15 protein-coding genes are annotated in these 18,030 nt (G+C 56.7%); 7 read left to right on the forward strand and 8 right to left on the reverse strand.

Annotated features, from left to right (window positions below; genetic code table 11):
* Window positions 1-18: 18 nt before the first annotated feature.
* Window positions 19-1,047: a Mal regulon transcriptional regulator MalI gene (locus HF679_RS05160; RefSeq protein ID WP_123755489.1), complete on the forward strand. Its 1,029-nt coding sequence runs from the start codon at window positions 19-21 to the stop codon at window positions 1,045-1,047.
* 26 nt (window positions 1,048-1,073) lie between these two features.
* Here HF679_RS05160 and HF679_RS05165 read toward each other — a convergent pair whose 3' ends face one another.
* Window positions 1,074-2,627 (reverse strand): YdgA family protein, encoded by a 1,554-nt coding sequence (locus tag HF679_RS05165; protein WP_187042678.1) that lies wholly within the window; start codon window positions 2,625-2,627, stop codon window positions 1,074-1,076.
* 98 nt (window positions 2,628-2,725) lie between these two features.
* Window positions 2,726-3,904 (reverse strand): mannose-6-phosphate isomerase, encoded by a 1,179-nt coding sequence (gene manA / locus HF679_RS05170; protein ID WP_154143906.1) that lies wholly within the window; start codon window positions 3,902-3,904, stop codon window positions 2,726-2,728.
* A gap of 196 nt (window positions 3,905-4,100) precedes the next feature.
* Between manA and fumA the strand changes: the two genes are divergently transcribed.
* Together fumA and fumC are read left to right on the forward strand one after the other, a co-directional pair.
* A complete protein-coding gene (gene fumA, locus HF679_RS05175; RefSeq protein ID WP_174509346.1) occupies window positions 4,101-5,747 on the forward strand; it encodes a class I fumarate hydratase FumA in 1,647 nt (548 codons plus the stop codon).
* A gap of 144 nt (window positions 5,748-5,891) precedes the next feature.
* On the forward strand, window positions 5,892-7,292 hold the full coding sequence (fumC, locus tag HF679_RS05180; RefSeq protein ID WP_187042679.1) for a class II fumarate hydratase: 1,401 nt from the start codon (window positions 5,892-5,894) through the stop codon (window positions 7,290-7,292).
* Here the strand turns inward: fumC and tus are convergent.
* The 3 genes from tus to rstA form a co-directional block, all read right to left on the reverse strand.
* Complete coding sequence (gene tus, locus HF679_RS05185) at window positions 7,282-8,214, reverse strand: DNA replication terminus site-binding protein (RefSeq protein ID WP_123754559.1); 933 nt, start codon at window positions 8,212-8,214, stop codon at window positions 7,282-7,284. The two genes, fumC and tus, sit on opposite strands and share 11 nt — an antisense overlap.
* 72 nt (window positions 8,215-8,286) lie before the next feature.
* Window positions 8,287-9,588: a two-component system sensor histidine kinase RstB gene (rstB, locus tag HF679_RS05190; RefSeq protein WP_123754558.1), complete on the reverse strand. Its 1,302-nt coding sequence runs from the start codon at window positions 9,586-9,588 to the stop codon at window positions 8,287-8,289.
* A gap of 59 nt (window positions 9,589-9,647) precedes the next feature.
* Window positions 9,648-10,364, reverse strand: coding sequence for a two-component system response regulator RstA (gene rstA, locus HF679_RS05195; protein ID WP_123754557.1), 717 nt, complete (start codon window positions 10,362-10,364; stop codon window positions 9,648-9,650).
* A gap of 173 nt (window positions 10,365-10,537) precedes the next feature.
* Here rstA and HF679_RS05200 point away from each other — a divergent pair, with 173 nt between their 5' ends.
* A complete protein-coding gene (locus HF679_RS05200) occupies window positions 10,538-10,873 on the forward strand; it encodes a GlpM family protein (RefSeq protein ID WP_123754556.1) in 336 nt (111 codons plus the stop codon).
* On the opposite strand, the gene folM is transcribed toward HF679_RS05200, so the two are convergent.
* The 3 genes from folM to ydgH form a co-directional block, all read right to left on the reverse strand.
* Window positions 10,870-11,595: a dihydromonapterin reductase gene (gene folM, locus HF679_RS05205; RefSeq protein WP_123754555.1), complete on the reverse strand. Its 726-nt coding sequence runs from the start codon at window positions 11,593-11,595 to the stop codon at window positions 10,870-10,872. The genes HF679_RS05200 and folM overlap by 4 nt on opposite strands.
* Window positions 11,596-11,631: 36 nt before the next feature.
* Window positions 11,632-13,014, reverse strand: a complete 1,383-nt coding sequence (locus HF679_RS05210) for an amino acid permease (RefSeq protein ID WP_123754554.1) — start codon at window positions 13,012-13,014, stop codon at window positions 11,632-11,634.
* A gap of 178 nt (window positions 13,015-13,192) precedes the next feature.
* Window positions 13,193-14,143 (reverse strand): DUF1471 family protein YdgH, encoded by a 951-nt coding sequence (ydgH, locus tag HF679_RS05215; protein ID WP_123754553.1) that lies wholly within the window; start codon window positions 14,141-14,143, stop codon window positions 13,193-13,195.
* Window positions 14,144-14,662: 519 nt separating this feature from the next.
* Between ydgH and pntA the strand changes: the two genes are divergently transcribed.
* The 3 genes from pntA (at window position 14,663) to HF679_RS05230 (ending at window position 17,928) form a co-directional block, all read left to right on the forward strand.
* Entirely contained in the window at window positions 14,663-16,192 is a 1,530-nt protein-coding gene (gene pntA / locus HF679_RS05220; protein WP_123754551.1) for a Re/Si-specific NAD(P)(+) transhydrogenase subunit alpha, read from the forward strand.
* Between the two features lie 10 nt (window positions 16,193-16,202).
* Window positions 16,203-17,591, forward strand: coding sequence for a Re/Si-specific NAD(P)(+) transhydrogenase subunit beta (gene pntB / locus HF679_RS05225; protein WP_123754550.1), 1,389 nt, complete (start codon window positions 16,203-16,205; stop codon window positions 17,589-17,591).
* Between the two features lie 148 nt (window positions 17,592-17,739).
* Window positions 17,740-17,928 (forward strand): YdiH family protein, encoded by a 189-nt coding sequence (locus HF679_RS05230; RefSeq protein WP_123754549.1) that lies wholly within the window; start codon window positions 17,740-17,742, stop codon window positions 17,926-17,928.
* The last annotated feature ends 102 nt before the right edge of the window (window positions 17,929-18,030 follow it).

The raw sequence follows: 18,030 nt of genomic DNA on the forward strand, positions 1-18,030 counted from the left end.
GGGAGACGGTTGCAGAATATGGCTATCGCAAAAAAGATCACCATCAATGACGTCGCACTAGCCGCCGGGGTGTCGGTCAGCACGGTGTCGCTGGTTTTGACCGGCAAAGGCCGAATTTCATCGGCCACCGGCGAGCGCGTCAATCAGGCGATTGAACAACTCGGCTTCGTGCGTAACCGCCAGGCGTCCTCGCTGCGCGGCGGACAGAGTGGGGTGATTGGGTTGATCGTCAGCGACCTGTCAAAACCCTTCTACGCCGAACTGACCGCCGGGCTGACGGACGCCCTCGAGTCCGACGGGAAAATGGTGTTTCTGACCCAGGGCGGCCACCGTGGCGAGAAAATGCTGCAGCGCTTTGAAACTCTGATTTCGCAGGGGGTCGATGGGGTCATTATTGCCGGAGCGATCGATAAAGGCGGCGAACTACGCGATCGTGCGGCGCAGGTCGGGATGCCGCTGGTGTTCGCTTCTCGCGCCAGCTATCTCGATGATATCGACCTTATCCGCCCGGATAATATGCAGGCGGCGCAACTGGTGACCGAGCATCTGATTCGCCGCGGTCATCAGCGTATCGCCTGGCTAGGGGGGCAAAGCGCCTCACTGACCCGCGCGGAGCGGGTGGGCGGCTACTGCGCGACCCTGCTGAAGTACGGCCTGCCGTTTCATAGCGAATGGGTGGTGGAGTGCGACTCCAGCCAGAAACTGGCGGCGGAAGCCATGATTACCCTGCTGCGCCAGAATCCGACCCTGACCGCCGTCCTGTGTTACAACAGCGTGATTGCCACCGGAGCGTGGTTTGGTCTGATGCGTGCCGGACGGCAGAGCGGCGAGGACAGCGTCGAAAGCTATTTTGAACAGCGGGTGGCGCTGGCCGCCTTTGCTGAGGTGCCCGAAAGCGCGCTGGATGATGTGCCGTTAACCTGGGTGACAACCCCGGCAAGAGAGATGGGGCAAAGCCTGGCGGAGAGCATTCTTCGGCGGATTGATAACGGGCAACTCGGTACGCGAAATCAGATTATGCCCCCGCGACTGGTCACCCGAAAATAGCCCCTGAGCAGGGGCTATCCGGAGGATTACTGCTGCGGGACTGCCGGCGTCACCGGCGGCACAAGCTCTTGTGGCTGAGCGTCCTGCGGCGCGCCGCCAGGTGCTGTCGGCAGCGCATAGCCAAACATGCTGGCAAACTCATCCAGCGGCATCTTCTGGCCGTTCAGGGTAACCTGTCCGTCAGCGTACTGCAGGCTGGAGGTAATCGCGTTGTCTTCCATGGCGGTGATGCGGAACATCTGGCCCATTGCCGCCATCCCTTTCACCTGCTGGTCAGCCAGCTTCGCGGCGTCTGCCGGCTGATAGCCTTCAAGACCGGCAATCTGGGTCATAAAGGCGGTTGCCATATCGACCGGGATCACCAGTTTGCTATCGAGCGATTTCACGCTGCGGTCCACTTCATCCGCCAGGGTTTGCGGCTCGGTGGTGGTTTGCGCAGGATCTTTCAGCAGGATTGACATGTTAAAGGTGCTTTCGCCCTTGGCATTGCGCCAGCTCAGCGGGGCGATCGTCACGGAAGGGTTGCCTTTCAGCAGGATCGGCAGCGCCTTAAAGAAGGTCTCGGTCAGCGCCTGCTGGTACAGCTCCGGGTTCTGCGTCAGCTCAGGATTGGCCATCAGCGCCTGGGCTTCGGTGTTGTACTGCTGGCTGAACTGATGCCAGGCCTGGCCATCAAGGTTTGCCAGCTTCACGGTCAGTTTACCGCTGCCGATATCCTGGTTTTGCAGTTTCAGGCTGTTGAGGGTGTAATCCAGCTGGCTGTTGATCCCTTTGCCATCGTCGGTCAGTGAAGACTGGCCGTCAATGTTCATGCCTTCCAGCAGGGCCAGCTCTTTCCCTTCAACGCCGATCGACAGCTTTTCCAGCGCGATTTTTTGCTTACCGATGCGCTCGTTGAAGCTGGTCATTTCGGTTGCACCGTCGGCCTTCAGGTTGCTGAAGCTCAGCTGCACCTTCTGATTGTACTCATTCAGCGCGTTGATCTGGCCGCCGCTCGCGTCGCCGGTGAGGCTGACGGTTTTGCCTTCTGCATCGGCATTCAGCTGGAACTGACCGCCGCTGAAGGTGACTTTTTCATCGCCTTTGTCATAGTCCAGTGGTTTCAGCGTAATAGCCGAGCGGCTATCGCCGCTGTAGGCGATGCGGGTATCGATAATGAACGGGGTTTCGCCTTTGGCAATCTCAAACAACGCTTTGCTGGTGTCGTTATTCACCAGAGTGGTGTTAACGGAGGCCATCGCGGGCGCCAGCTGACCGGATTTCAGCGCGGCCAGCGGGAAGGGACCGTGATCGACCACTTCATCAAAGACCAGGCTCTGCCCGGCGGCGAGCCAGCTGTGTTCTTTACCGGCAATCGGTTTCACCACCAGCTGCAGGCGGCTGCTGAACAGGCCGCGCTGATAGTTCTGCGAGGCGAGTTCAACGCCGGCTTCCGGGGCGCTGTTCTGAAGCTGTGCATTCGCCTGTTTCACGACTTCGGCGAGATGATTTTCCAGCTGTTTCCCTGTGTACCAGGCGCCACCTGTCCAGATAACACCCAGAGCCACGATAATTCCTGCTGCGACCAGCGTTTTCTTCATAGCATTTGTCCATAAATAAAACCAGGCGGGTCGGGCCGCCTGGTCATGTTGTCATGATGTGGGAAAGTCTAGCAAGCGCGGCTAAAAAGTTCAGTAACTTACTTGAGCTTATTGAAGACGCGCGCCACGCGGCCGCTGCCGCTGACCTCTACCGGCGACTCGTTGCAGGCAATAAATGCCGACTCGCCAGGTTTCAGGGTCAGGCGCTGGTCGCCTTTGCTCAACACCGCTTCGCCTTCCACACAGAAGACGATCGCCGCGCTCTCCTGCGCAAGAGGGGCCGCCTGCGCTGACAGGTCATGCAGGGAGAAGGCGAAATCATCAACCGGAATCGGGAAGTCCAGCGCTGTCGCCTGTTTGACCGGCTGAGTCAGTAGTTCACCCGCCGGCTTCGCCACGAATTGCACGTTGGCGACCAGTTCCGGAATATCGATATATTTCGGCGTCAGGCCTGCGCGCAGCACGTTATCGGAGTTAGCCATGACCTCCAGCGCCACCCCTTGCAGATACGCATGCGGGGTTTCGGCGAACAGGAACATTGCGTCACCGGGGTTCAGCTTGACAACATTGAGCAGTAAAGGAGAGAACAGGCCGCTGTCGTCCGGATAGAACTCGGCGATAAGCTTGATGGTCTGCCACGGTTCACCTTGCTGGCTGTCCAGCGCCGTTTGCAGGATACGCAGGGCCTGGGCTTTCTCTTCGCCCTGCATATTCAGCAGGCCGGCGAACAGCTGGCTTAAATGTTGCGCATCCGGATGGCTCAGGAACTCGCCAATGGCCGGGTGGGCGTTGGCTACCGGCTGGAGCAGGGCGGCAATCTCGGCAAACTCACGGAAGGCGTTCATCGCCAGGAACGGCGTCAGCGCAAAGACCAGCTCTGGCTTGTGGTTCGGATCTTTATAGTTACGTTCTGCGGCATCAAGTGGAATACCGGCGGCATTCTCTTTAGCAAAGCCAATCTCGGAGGCCTGCTTGTTCGGGTGGACCTGAATAGACAGCGGCTGGGCGGCGCACAGCACTTTAAACAGGAACGGCAGCTCGCCGAAACGCTGTGCGACCTTGTCACCGAGCAGCGCCGACTTGTCGCCGTCAATGACCTCACGCAGCGAGCGCGTGGTGCCGTTAGCATCGACAATTTTTGAGCTGCTCTTCGGATGCGCGCCCATCCACAGCTCCGCCATCGGCAGGTTGTCCGGATTCGCGATGCTGTACAGTTCGGTTAAGGCGGTATGACTTCCCCAGGCATAGTTCTGCACTGAGTTAATGAGCTTTTGCATTCTCAATCCCTGTTTCCACTTGATGATAATCGTTCTATTAAACCAGTAAACTGCTGATAAGCAACTGCTGAAAGAAAAAGTCGTCCTTGTCTCAGTTTTTGTTAAAAATTTGTGTAAAATTGATCGACTCGCTTTTCTACAGGCAAATGGAGTGTCTGCCTGAAATATAATCAGCCAAGCAGTAAGTGAGAGCACAATGTCGAATAAACCGTTTGTTTATCAGGATCCTTTTCCCCTCAAAAAGGATGACACCGAGTATTATCTCCTCAGTCGTGATTACGTCTCTGTCGCCGAGTTCGCCGGCCAGGAAATCCTCAAGGTAGAACCCCAGGCACTGACCCTTCTGGCACAACACGCCTTCCACGACGCCTCCTTTATGTTACGCCCGGCGCATCAGCAGCAGGTTGCTGATATCCTTAGCGACCCGGAAGCCAGCGAAAACGACAAATACGTCGCCCTGCAGTTCCTGCGCAACTCCGATATCGCGGCTAAAGGTATTTTACCGACCTGCCAGGATACCGGGACGGCGATCATCACCGGCAAAAAAGGTCAGCGCGTGTGGACCGGCGGCGGTGACGAAGCGGCGCTGGCGCAGGGGGTCTATAACACCTATATCCAGGATAACCTGCGCTATTCGCAGAATGCCCCGCTGGATATGTATAACGAGGTCAATACCGGCACCAACCTGCCGGCGCAGATCGACCTCTACGCCACCGATGGCGACGAGTACAAATTCCTGTGCATCGCCAAAGGCGGCGGCTCTGCCAACAAGACCTATCTGTACCAGGAAACCAAAGCGCTGATCACCCCGGCGAAGCTGAAAAACTACCTGGTTGAGAAGATGCGCACCCTCGGTACTGCGGCCTGCCCGCCGTACCATATCGCCTTCGTGATTGGCGGGACCTCGGCGGAATCGACTCTGAAAACCGTCAAGCTGGCCTCGACCCACTATTACGACGGCCTGCCGACCGAAGGGAATGAGCACGGTCAGGCCTTCCGCGACGTGCAGCTGGAGCAGGAGCTGCTGCTGGAAGCGCAGAACCTCGGCCTCGGCGCGCAGTTTGGTGGCAAATACTTTGCTCACGATATCCGCGTGGTGCGTCTGCCGCGCCACGGCGCCTCCTGCCCGGTGGGGATGGGGGTATCGTGCTCTGCGGACCGCAATATCAAAGGCAAGATCAACCGCGATGGTATCTGGCTGGAAAAACTGGAAAGCAATCCTGGGAAGTATATCCCGGAAGCGCTGCGCCAGGCCGGTGAAGGCGAAGCGGTGAAGGTCAACCTCAACCAGCCGATGAGCGAAATCCTGGCGCTGCTGTCGCAGTACCCGGTCTCGACGCGACTCTCCCTGAGCGGCACCATCATCGTGGCGCGCGATATTGCCCACGCCAAGCTGAAAGAGCTGCTGGATAACGGCGAAACGCTGCCGCAGTACGTGAAAGACCACCCGATCTACTACGCCGGTCCGGCTAAAACACCGGACGGGTATGCTTCCGGGTCGCTCGGTCCGACCACGGCAGGGCGAATGGACTCCTACGTCGACCTGCTGCAGTCTCACGGCGCCAGTAAAATCATGCTGGCGAAAGGCAACCGCAGCAAGCAGGTGACCGATGCCTGCCATCAGCATGGCGGTTTCTACCTCGGCAGTATCGGTGGCCCGGCGGCGGTGCTGGCGCAGCAGAGCATTCGCAGCCTGGAGTGCGTGGCTTATCCGGAGCTGGGAATGGAAGCTATCTGGAAAATCGAAGTGGAAGACTTCCCGGCGTTCATCCTGGTGGATGACAAAGGTAACGACTTCTTCCAGCAGATTCAGACCTCGCAATGCACACGCTGTGTGAAATAATCCTGGCCGCCCTTCGGGGCGGTTTTTTTATGTCGCTTAGCGGCACGAACCACCAATCCATAATTAAAAATCTGACCAATACTGTAGGTTTTAAAGCAGGTGAGCCTTGTCACAATGACTGACTTTGTATTCAAGGAGAAAGTAATGACAACGCATCGCAGTGAAAAAGACTCTATGGGCGCGATTGACGTGCCTGACGACAAACTCTGGGGCGCGCAGACCCAACGTTCGCTGGAACATTTCCGCATCTCGACGGAAAAAATGCCGGGCGAACTGATCTTTGCGCTGGCGCTGACCAAACGGGCAGCGGCGCGGGTTAACCAGGATCTGGGCCTGCTGGGGGCGGAGAAAGCGGAAGCTATCATGAGCGCCGCCGATGAAGTGCTGGCGGGGCGCCATCCGGATGAATTTCCGTTGGCTATCTGGCAGACCGGCTCCGGTACCCAGAGCAACATGAACATGAATGAGGTGCTGGCAAACCGCGCCAGCGAACTGCTGGGCGGCGTGCGGGGGATGGAGCGTAAAGTGCATCCAAACGATGACGTGAATAAGAGCCAAAGCTCCAACGACGTTTTCCCGACCGCGATGCACGTAGCGGCAATTATCGCTCTGCGTGAAAAGCTTATTCCTCAGCTACGGACGCTGACCCAGACCCTCAACGATAAATCCACCGCGTTCAACGACATCGTCAAAATCGGCCGCACCCATCTGCAGGACGCCACACCGCTGACGCTCGGACAGGAGTTCTCCGGCTGGGTGGCGATGCTGGAACATAATCTCCGTCATCTGGAGCTGAGCCTGCCGCACCTCAGCGAGCTGGCGCTGGGAGGCACGGCGGTGGGGACCGGGCTGAACACTCATCCGGAATATGCCGTTCGCGTTGCCGCAGAACTGGCGGCCCTCAGCGGCCAGCCGTTTGTGACCGCGCCGAACAAGTTTGAAGCCCTCGCCACCTGCGATGCGCTGGTGCACGCCCACGGCGCGTTGAAAGGGCTGGCGGCCTCGTTGATGAAAATCGCCAACGATGTGCGCTGGCTGGCCTCCGGCCCGCGCTGCGGCATCGGTGAGATTGCGATTCCGGAAAATGAGCCCGGCTCGTCGATTATGCCCGGCAAGGTCAACCCGACGCAGTGTGAAGCGCTGACGATGCTCTGCTGTCAGGTGCTGGGGAACGATGTGGCGGTGAATATTGGCGGGGCTTCCGGTAACTTCGAGCTGAACGTCTATCGCCCGATGGTTATCCATAATTTCCTGCAGTCGGTCAGGCTGCTGGCTGACGGCATGGAGAGCTTCAACGAGCACTGTGCCATCGGGATTGAACCCAACCGGGAGCGCATCAACCAGCTGCTCAACGAGTCCCTGATGCTGGTGACCGCGCTGAATACCCATATCGGCTACGACAAAGCGGCTGAAATCGCGAAAAAGGCCCATAAAGAGGGGCTCACGCTGAAGGCCGCCGCGCTGGCGCTGGGCTACCTGACGGAAGCTGAATTCGACAGCTGGGTGCGCCCGCAGGATATGGTCGGCAGCATGGCTACTCGTTAGCCAACCACAGGTGCAGTCGTGGGATCAGTAATTTCAGCGACTGTGCCTGGGGTTTATAACGGTATTGCACATTGTCACTGTCATAATTCAGCAGTTCTCCGAGATCCGGGACGCTCACCCCGCGCGTGCCGGATATCAACGCAATCAGCGGGCCAGGGCAGGCGTGCTGCACCTGTTTTTGCGCATCCGCGTACCACACCCGGGCAATGGGCTGCACTTTCACCGGCCGTTTAATCTTGAGTTTCGCCCGCAGCGGCAGGGCGGCGATATCCTGATACTCCCGCTCCAGCTTGCTTTGCCACTGCTCGCGCGTCCATGGCGGAACCGCCCGCGGTGATTGCAGGCTTTTTTCCAGCTGCATCAGTACGTCGTCGCGGGTGAGATTTTTAATCACGTGTTTATTGGCCCAACCAAATCGAATGGTGCTGGGATCGTTTAAAACCGTCAGGGTGCGGTAGGCGCTGAGGGTGATGAGCCCCGGCAGATGGCGGTGAACCCACTCAAAGCGGGCGGTGGCCGGCAGGCCGGATTCAACGGTGACGATCTTTTCGAACGTTGCTTTCAGGGCGTTGATACGGACGATACTTTGTTGCAGCACCGTCTGTTGCTCACCATCAACCTGCAGGCAGATTGCGCCGGGCAGGCGCACCGCGGCCTTGCTGCTCCGACGTTCCGATTGCTGCTGAATAAACAGATGGCTGTAATGGCGCAGGCTCATCTCGAGGGCGGTTTGGCCGAGGTGCTGAACCACCTGGATCGTCTCCAGCGGCAGGTGTTCCGTCTCTTTGCTGACGGCGGGCAGCTCAAAGACCCGGGCGGCCAGAAGACGGCAGTCGCGCAGGCGCTGCTGGAGCTGTTGTAGTTCGCGTTCCAGTTGGCGAAAGGTGTCACTCAGACGTTCAACGAGGTCATAGTCAGCCATTACATTCACCTTAGTTACAACATACTATTTGATTTATAACTATAGCAGGCCGCGGCTTCGGTGCAAGAACCGTCAGGCAGCGCTTAAATCGGGCAACTGGTGGTAGATGGGCCAGCTAAAACTAAAACGGGCGCCGCCGAGCGAACTGGCGTCGCAGCTGACGTCGCCGGACATCGCCTGGGCGATACTGTGCACGATCGCCAGTCCCAGCCCGCAGCCGCCGGTGGCGCGATCGCGGCTTGGGTCGAGACGTACAAACGGCTCAAACACCCGCTCACGCTCTTCGGGCGCGATACCCGGCCCGTCATCTTCCACCTGCAGCGTCGCCCGGGAGCCCTGCAGCGTCAGGCTTACCTGAATACGCTGACTGCTGTAGCGCAGGGCGTTGTTCACCAGGTTATCCAGCACGCGCGCCATCAGGCGCATATCCAGCGCGCCGTAGCTGCCGGCGACGATATTATGCAGCGTCACGTCGCGCTGCGGGTTGACCAACTGGATCTCATCGATGTGGGTTTCGATCCACTCCGGGAAATCAGGCGTAGTCAGGTTCAGCTCATTTTGCGGTCGGTCCAGCCGGGCGTAGGTCAGCAGCTCTTCAATTAACGCTTCCAGCTGACCGATATCACGGTTCAGCGCCTGCGATTCCGCCTCGGTCAGGTTTTCACTCATCTCCAGGCGATAGCGCAGGCGTACCAGCGGGGTGCGTAACTCATGCGCAATCCCGTCAATCAGCTGTTTCTTACTGGCGATCAGCGCATTGATGTTGTCAGCCATCTGATTAAAGGCCACCCCCAGCCGCTCGAAGCTGGACATGCTGTCAAAATGAATGCGTTCGGTAAAATGCCCTTCACCGAAACGCTGGGCGGCGGTCTCGAGGCGCAACATATCCTGCCAGTGGGGGCGCATCCAGATAAACACCGGAAAGGCCAGGGAGATAGCGATGAAAGCCATCAACGCCACATCCAGCAGGCGCATTTCATGCAGAAAATAGAGATAAGGCACCGGGCCCACCGATAAAACATAGTGGCTGCGTGGGATCCGCTGGATAAAGGTGTATTCGTCATCAAGGGCGACAATATCGCCGGCGCGCAGGTGTTGCATCGAGTTTTCTGAGAGCTTAAATTTGCTCAGCGGTTCGATATGCAGGTCAAATGACAGATTAAGGTCCAGCTCTTTCAGCGTTTTGCTCCAGTCCCGCGGCGGGATCTCCCGCAGTTCGCTGCGCATTAAATACAGCGAACTTTTCATCAGGTCATCCAGCGACTGTCGGCCAGCGCGTTCGGCGGTGAATTTATACACCAGCCCCACGAGCATCGTCATCACCAGGAAGCAGACGAACAGCAGAAGGTAGAACTGCACAAACAGCTTTTTCATAAAATCTCACCGCAATAGTCACGCTGAACGCTACTGTGTTGATGTTAGTGGCTGAGCCGTCAGTTATCCCAGGCGTGCGGGGCGAACAGATAGCCTTTATTGCGCACCGTCTTGATGCGATAGGGTTCCGTTGCGCTATCGAGCAGTTTCTTACGCAGGCGAGAAATCGCCACATCGACGCTGCGGTCCATTCCGTCGTAGCTCACGCCGCGCAGGTTTTTCAGCAGGGCATCGCGATCCATAATCTGCCCGGCGTGGGTTGCCAACTCCCACAGCAGCTCAAAATCGGCGGTGGACAGGGCGACGCTCTCGCCGCCGAGGAGCACCTGGCGATTGACCGGGTCGATCAGCAGCGAGCCGAAGGTGATGGTTTTATGTTGGGTGAGCGCCGTCGGGGTAGCATTCACCGCCACGCTGACGTGCTGGCGCAAATGCAGGCGCAGACGGGCCAGCAGCACGGCAGGCGGCGTGGTTTTCAGAATATAATCACTGGCGCCCATTTCCAGGGACAAGATATGGTTCATATCGCTGTCGAGCGAGGTGAGCAGCACAATTGGCCCCTGCCACTGACCGCGGAGATCGCGGCACAGCGTCATGCCATCTTTGCCGGGCAGCATGATGTCCAGCAACACCAGGTCGGGTTTTTCCGCGGCGATGACCGCTTCCGCCCGGTCGCCGCGTGGTTCCACAACCACGTCCATATCGTGCTTTCCGAGATAGGCCGCAATCAGCGCGCCCACTTCCGGATCATCCTCAACAAAAACGATCTTATTCATATAATTGGTATTCAAGAAAAAGAATTAACATACACCGGCACTACAGTACCCGCCATTACTCTTTTATAAAAATGGATGTCACCCTGCAGGCCTATTGTCGCGAAGGATATTGTGTATCTGTCTACTTCCGCTATGCTGCTTCATCTTGTTGTTAAAAGGTTAAGGTTTTGGGTATGGCGTTGTTGATAAAAGCGTTGCTAGGGGCGCTGGTGGTGGTTTTGATTGGGGTGCTGTCTAAAACCAAAAACTATTATATTGCCGGGTTAATTCCGCTGTTTCCGACCTTTGCTCTGATCGCGCATTATATTGTGGCCAGCGAGCGCGGTATTGAAGCACTGCGCACGACCATTGTTTTTGGCATGTGGTCGATTATTCCCTATTTCATTTATTTGCTGTCGCTGTGGTACTTCACCGCAATGATGCGCCTGCCTTACGCGCTGGCGGGCGCTGTGGGATGCTGGAGCCTGTGCGCCTGGCTCCTGATTCTCGGCTGGAGCCGGTTCCACTAACGCAGGTGTCTGCCGCCATCCACGGCGAAAGAACGCCCGGTCACGAAATGACTGGCAAACAGGTATTCGAGCAGGTCGATAATTTCCTGCTCGCCCGCCACGCTTTTCATCAGTGATTTATCCAGCGCCTGCCGACGATATTCGGCATCATCGCCTTCATTAAACATGATCAGCGACGGGGCGACCGCATTGACTTTGATTTCCGGCGCCAGCTTGCGGGCAAAGGAGCGGGTCATGTTATCCAGCGCGGCCTTGCTGGCGGCATAGGCGATATGTTTATCGCTGCCGCGTTCCACTACATAGTCCGTGATATGAATAATATCGCTGGCGGCATGGCCGTGACCGCGGAGCAGGCCTTCCAGCGCATGGTTCAGGAGATAGGGGACATGGACGTGGATCTGCATCATGCTGGACAGTACGGTGCTCAACGGGACGCCCGGCTTTTCCGCCATCCAGTCGCTGGCATTATGGACAATGGCGCGCAGGCCGTTGCCGGCATGCTGCTTCACCGCTTCGGCGAAGGTCATAATCGCGTCGTCGCTGTTGAAATCGGCGGCGAGGCAAATGGCCCCGGCATCGCGCAGCGCGTCAATGGCTGGATAGTGGGTGCGATAACTGATGATAACCGGCTGCTGTTGACTCAGAAAATGGTGCGCCAGTGCGAGGCCAATACGGCGGCCCCCTCCGGTAATTAATATCGGGCGAGGCTGTCGGGTATCCATGGGTATCTCCATTGAGTTAAGCGGCAGGGCAACCGCTTACCCCACCAGCATCCACGTTGCCGGTACGGCGGCAACCAGTAAAAAAGCAATTAAGGCTAATTCACGGCGTTTAAGCATGCGATCGTGCTGGTGCGTACGGCGCGCGTACAGGAAAACCAGAAGACCCGGAGCGTAAAGTATCACTGACAATAATAAATGCACAGGGCCGGATGCATATAATAACCATAAGCCATAAATGCAGGCGCCGACACCCACCACCTTATGTACCGGGCGTACGGCAATCTTCAGCAGGAAGGCGCCAACCAGGAAATAGGGGACCAGAATCATCTCGGAGGCGATGGTCAGCAGCGTATTGTAATCTGACTTAGTCAGCCAGATCAGCACCAGCGACAACTGGACGCTGATATTGGTCAGCCACAGGGATGACGACGGGGCATTATTTTTGTTCTGCCGGGCAAACATCCTTGGAAACGCTTTATGCGTGGCGGCCAGCCACGGGACTTCCGCGGCCATAATGGTCCAGCTCAGGTAGGCGCCGCAGACGGAAACAATCAGCCCGGCGGCAATCACCACTTCGCCCCAGGAGCCCATCATTTTCACCATCAGTCCGGCCATCGACGGGTTGCGCATTTCGGCCAGTTCAGGTCGGGCGACCACGCCCAGCGACAGCAGCGTGACCAACAGGTATACCGCCAGCGCGGAGAGCACCGCCAGCAGCGTAGCCCGGCCGACATCCTGCTTGTTGCGGGCTCGGGCGGAAACCACCACCGCGCCCTCGACGCCGATAAACACCCACAGGGTGATGAGCATGGTGTTTTTGACCTGCTCCCAGACCGGTACGCCAAGCGCCACGCCGCTGAAATCAAGCTTAAAGGTCTCGAGGCGAAAAGCCATGATAGCCAGAACGACAAAAGCACCGAGCGGGATCAGTTTGGCAAGCGTGGCAATCAGGTTAATTCCCGCCGCGGTTTGTACGCCGCGCAGCACCAGGAAGTGCACCACCCACAGCAGCAGCGAAGCGCCGACGATCGCCTGCCAGGTATTGCCGTTACCAAAAATGATGTGGTCAGGGGTATCGGTGAAGAAGCTGAGCGCGGCAAAGACAATCACCAGATAAGAGACATTGGCGATCACCGCACACAGCCAGTATCCCCACGCGGAACAGAAACCGATCAGTTCACCAAAACCTTCGCGGGCATAGGTGAAAATACCGCCGTCCAGCTCGGGGCGAATGCGGGTCAGCAGCAGCATCGCGAAGGCGAGGAATAAAATGCCCACGCCGGTAATCGCCCAGCCGATGAGCAGGGCCGAGGGGCTGGCGACGGCCGCCATATTTTGCGGCAGGCTGAACACGCCAGCGCCCAGCATGGAGCTCAGTACCAGGGCAGTCAAGGCGCTGAGGCCCAGTTTCTTTTCCATTGTATTCCCGAGGTGACAGCAGTGAATCAAGAATATTTATTTGGCGAAATCGCATAAAAATGGAGGATTGCGCTAAGGCGCGGGATTTTACGGAGTGTCTTGTGCGCATGCAATGGTGACGGGTGAAAAAAAACAAAAAGGCGGCAGGATGCCGCCTTTTTAGCCAGAACAGATGCGATTACTTATACAGATCTGCGCTGATGGTGATGTTGCCACCACGTTCCTGCCACTGGCGGGTGATGTGGTAGTACTTAGCACCTTTCTTCGCGGCACGTTTCGCGGTCTGGTAGGAAATTTCGGTCATGTTGCCGTAGTTCCCGGTGAACTTAATGCTGTCGAATGGCGCCATCTGCGCCGCGGTGATCTTGTTCACTTCCTCGACTTTAGTACCGTCCGGCAGGGTGACAGTGTAACGTCCGCCTTTTGACGACTGGGTTTCGAAGAAGCGACCGACACCGGTACCCGCACCGACCGCTGCGGTGGTAGCAACGCCCGGGATCTCAACGTTTTTCGCAGCGCTACCGCCTTCAGCCAGCGCTGCACGCCCGGCTTCAGAATCTGCCGGAATAGCATCCGGGCTCTGCAGCACGCGTTTTTTGGCGTCGGCTTTATAGATATAGGCGGTGATACGCTGGTTGCCGCCCTGGTTGGCATCAACCTGACGGACGATAAAGAAGGATGCTGCACCCTTGGCTTTTGCCGCTTTGGTGATCGCATCATTCACTTCTGGCTGGCTGCGATAGAAGCCCTGCACGGTGACGGTATCGAAAGGTTCCAGCTCAACCGCCTGGTCTTTCGGCAGCTCCATCACGCCGTTGATAACGCGGTTTTTAGGCGCATCGGCCTGCGGGGCGTTGTCTTTGTAGAAATCGGCCGTGACGCGCCAGTTACCGCTGTTGCCATAATCAGAAGTGTCGACAACATAAAACGAGGCCGCGCCTTCTTTGTCCGCTTTGCGGGACATTGCTTTCACTGCATCGCCAATCGCCGTAAAACGACCTGTGATCACCACCCGATCGTAGGGTTTTAACGCCGCTGCCTGCTCCGGAGTCAGCTCGGTCGCTGCATGGGCTGACAATGCCGTCGTAGCCAGAAGAGCAGACGCCAGGAGTGAGTTCTTAAGCTTCATAAAAATAATCCTTTGCCTTGCGCAAACCATGTATTGGTATTGTTGTTGACTGATAACGCTCGATTATTGCATTTAAAAGGAGCGACTGTCTGCGTCATTTTTTGTTGACCGCCCGAAAGGTGCGTCACAGAAACATAACAAATTGTGATATGTTGAAAAAACAGCCGCTTGACCAGCAAAATTGATAATCGATACCACTTTTATAAGTTAATGTAATGTTAATTCCTTGTTTAGGTCGGCGGTTAATGGTGTGTAAACGCTCCAGTTAAGCGAATTATCAGGCCTGGCTATAAAATTAAGGTAAATATTGCTGCCTGACACGGTTCACGGTGAGTTTTACCAATAAAATCAAAATTTCTGTTTTATCGCTGTAGATCACAATCGGTATTTTCAGTAGGTTATAAAAAGTTTGTTACTGTTTCATTTATCTATCGATGAGGTCGCCATGGCGTTGTTGTCATGACCCCTTATCGGTGAGAAGAAGAAAACCATCATCAAAAACCGATGGAAGGGAAAACTATGCGTATCGGGGTACCAAAAGAACGGTTTGCCAATGAAACCCGCGTAGCCGCCACGCCGAAAACGGTGGAGCAGCTACTGAAACTCGGGTTTACCGTCGCTGTTGAAAGCGGCGCGGGCCAGCTGGCAAGTTTCGATGACGACGCCTTTATTCAGGCGGGGGCTGAAGTGGTGGCGGGTGCCGAGGTCTGGCAGTCGCCCATTATTCTTAAGGTGAATGCACCTGAAGAACATGAAATTGCGTTGCTGAATCCAGGCACGACGCTGGTGAGCTTTATCTGGCCAGCACAAAACCCTGAATTAATGGCGAAGCTGGCAGAGCGCAATATTAACGTCATGGCGATGGATTCGGTGCCGCGTATTTCGCGCGCCCAGTCGCTGGATGCGTTAAGTTCAATGGCTAACATCGCCGGCTACCGTGCGATTGTGGAAGCGGCCCATGAATTTGGTCGTTTCTTTACCGGTCAGATCACCGCCGCGGGCAAAGTGCCGCCGGCCAAAGTGATGGTGATCGGCGCCGGCGTGGCCGGACTGGCAGCTATCGGTGCGGCGAATAGCCTCGGGGCGATCGTCCGTGCCTTCGATACCCGTCCGGAAGTGAAAGAACAGGTGCAGAGTATGGGCGCCGAGTTCCTCGAGCTGGACTTTAAGGAAGAGGCCGGCAGTGGCGATGGCTATGCCAAAGTCATGTCTGAAGCCTTTATCAAAGCGGAAATGGCGCTGTTTGCCGCCCAGGCAAAAGAAGTCGACATTATCGTCACCACCGCGTTAATCCCAGGCAAACCGGCGCCGAAGCTGATTACCCGCGAAATGGTCGACTCCATGACCGCCGGTAGCGTCGTGGTCGACCTGGCCTCGCAGAATGGCGGTAACTGTGAATACACCGTCCCTGGCGAAGTGGTCACCACCGCCAACGGCGTGAAGATCATCGGTTACACCGACCTGCCGGGCCGTCTGCCGACGCAGTCCTCCCAGCTGTACGGCACCAACCTGGTCAACCTGCTGAAACTGCTCTGCAAAGAGAAAGACGGCAACATCACCATCGACTTTGACGACGTCGTCGTTCGTGGCGTGACCGTTGTGCGTGAAGGCGAAGTGACCTGGCCGGCACCGCCGATTCAGGTTTCCGCTCAGCCGCAGGCTGCCGCGAAGACCGTCGAGGCGCCGAAAGAGCCAGAAAAGCCGGCTTCTCCGTGGCGCAAATACGCGCTGATGGCGCTGGCGATTATTCTGTTCGGCTGGCTGGCTAACGTCGCCCCGAAAGAGTTCCTCGGACACTTCACCGTGTTTGCGCTCTCCTGCGTGGTTGGCTATTACGTGGTGTGGAACGTTTCCCATGCGCTGCATACGCCGCTGATGTCGGTTACGAACGCCATTTCAGGGATTATTGTTGTCGGGGCATTGTTGCAGATCGGCCACGGTGGCTGGGTCAGCTTCCTGAGTTTTATCGCGGTGCTGATCGCCAGCATTAATATTTTTGGTGGTTTCACCGTTACTCAGCGCATGCTGAAAATGTTCCGCAAAGGATAAGGGGTAACACATGTCTGGTGGATTAGTTACAGCTGCATACATTGTTGCCGCGATCCTCTTTATTTTTAGCCTGGCAGGGCTGTCCAAACACGAGTCATCTCAGCAGGGTAACTACTTCGGTGTTGCCGGGATGGCCATTGCGCTGATCGCCACTATTTTTGGGCCGGACAGCAGCAACGTCGGGTGGATCCTGCTGGCGATGGTTATCGGTGGCGCGATCGGTATCCGTCTGGCGAAGAAAGTCGAAATGACCGAGATGCCGGAGCTGGTAGCGGTTCTCCACAGCTTCGTTGGTCTGGCGGCGGTGCTGGTGGGCTTTAACAGCTACCTGCAGCATGAAACCGGCATGGAACAGATTCTGGTCAATATTCATCTGACCGAAGTGTTCCTCGGTATCTTCATCGGTGCGGTGACCTTCACCGGTTCGATTGTGGCGTTTGGCAAGCTGTGCGGCAAGATGTCTTCTAAACCGCTGATGTTGCCGAATCGCCATAAGCTGAACCTGGCGGCACTGGTGGTTTCCTTCCTGCTGCTGGTGGCCTTTGTTCGCACCGACAGCACCGCGACTCAGGTGCTGGCGCTGCTGGTGATGACCGTTATCGCTCTGGCCTTTGGCTGGCACCTGGTGGCTTCCATCGGTGGCGCAGATATGCCGGTGGTAGTGTCGATGCTGAACTCCTACTCTGGCTGGGCGGCGGCGGCGGCGGGCTTTATGCTGAGCAACGACCTGCTGATCGTCACCGGTGCGCTGGTGGGGTCGTCAGGGGCGATTCTCTCCTACATCATGTGTAAGGCGATGAACCGTTCGTTCTTCAGCGTTATTGCCGGTGGTTTTGGTACCGATGGTTCCTCAACCGGTAGCGATGAGGAAGTGGGTGAACACCGCGAAATCAGCGCTGAAGACACCGCTGAAATGCTGAAAAACTCGCACTCGGTGATCATCACCCCAGGCTACGGCATGGCGGTAGCGCAGGCGCAGTATCCGGTGGCTGAGATCACCGAACGACTGCGCGCTCGTGGCATTAAAGTTCGTTTTGGTATTCACCCGGTTGCCGGTCGTTTACCTGGACATATGAACGTGCTGCTGGCGGAAGCGAAAGTGCCGTACGACGTGGTGCTGGAGATGGATGAGATCAACGATGATTTCACCGACACTGACACCGTACTGGTTATCGGCGCGAACGACACCGTTAACCCGGCGGCGCAGGACGATCCGAAGAGCCCGATTGCCGGTATGCCGGTACTGGAAGTGTGGAAAGCGCAGAATGTGGTGGTCTTTAAGCGTTCAATGAATACCGGCTATGCTGGTGTACAGAACCCGCTGTTCTTCAAAGACAATACCCATATGCTGTTCGGTGATGCGAAAGCCAGCGTGGACGCTATCCTCAAAGCGCTGTAATCCATCATCGTCCTAAATACTCTTTAATTATGAAGCCGTCTCTGCTGAGACGGCTTTTTTATATATACAGCAAGGCCATTAATTGCTCATAAAACCATCACCCCGGAGTGCTATACTAAGCCTGTTTTTTCATCATACTGAGGATATTATGGATACCGAATTAACCCCCGCACAAATGGCCATCGAGTTCCTGCGTCGTGACCCAACGGCTTTAACCCCCGCGCAGTACCTGAAAAAATTCAAACTACTCGAGCTGGAATTTGCCGATCTGATGTCTCTCTCCGCACTTGAACTGAAAGAAGAGATCGATCACGCGTGGCGTTTAGGTATTCATTAACAGCAGCGTGGCTGTCGTATCGCGATGAACGGGGCCGGAAGGCCCTTTTTTTATGCCTGCAGGGTGAGATGACGGAAAAAAATATCCCCCGCCGGAGCAGGG

The sequence above is a fragment of the Enterobacter sp. JUb54 genome, assembly GCF_014298075.1.
GTDB lineage: Bacteria > Pseudomonadota > Gammaproteobacteria > Enterobacterales > Enterobacteriaceae > Klebsiella > Klebsiella lignicola.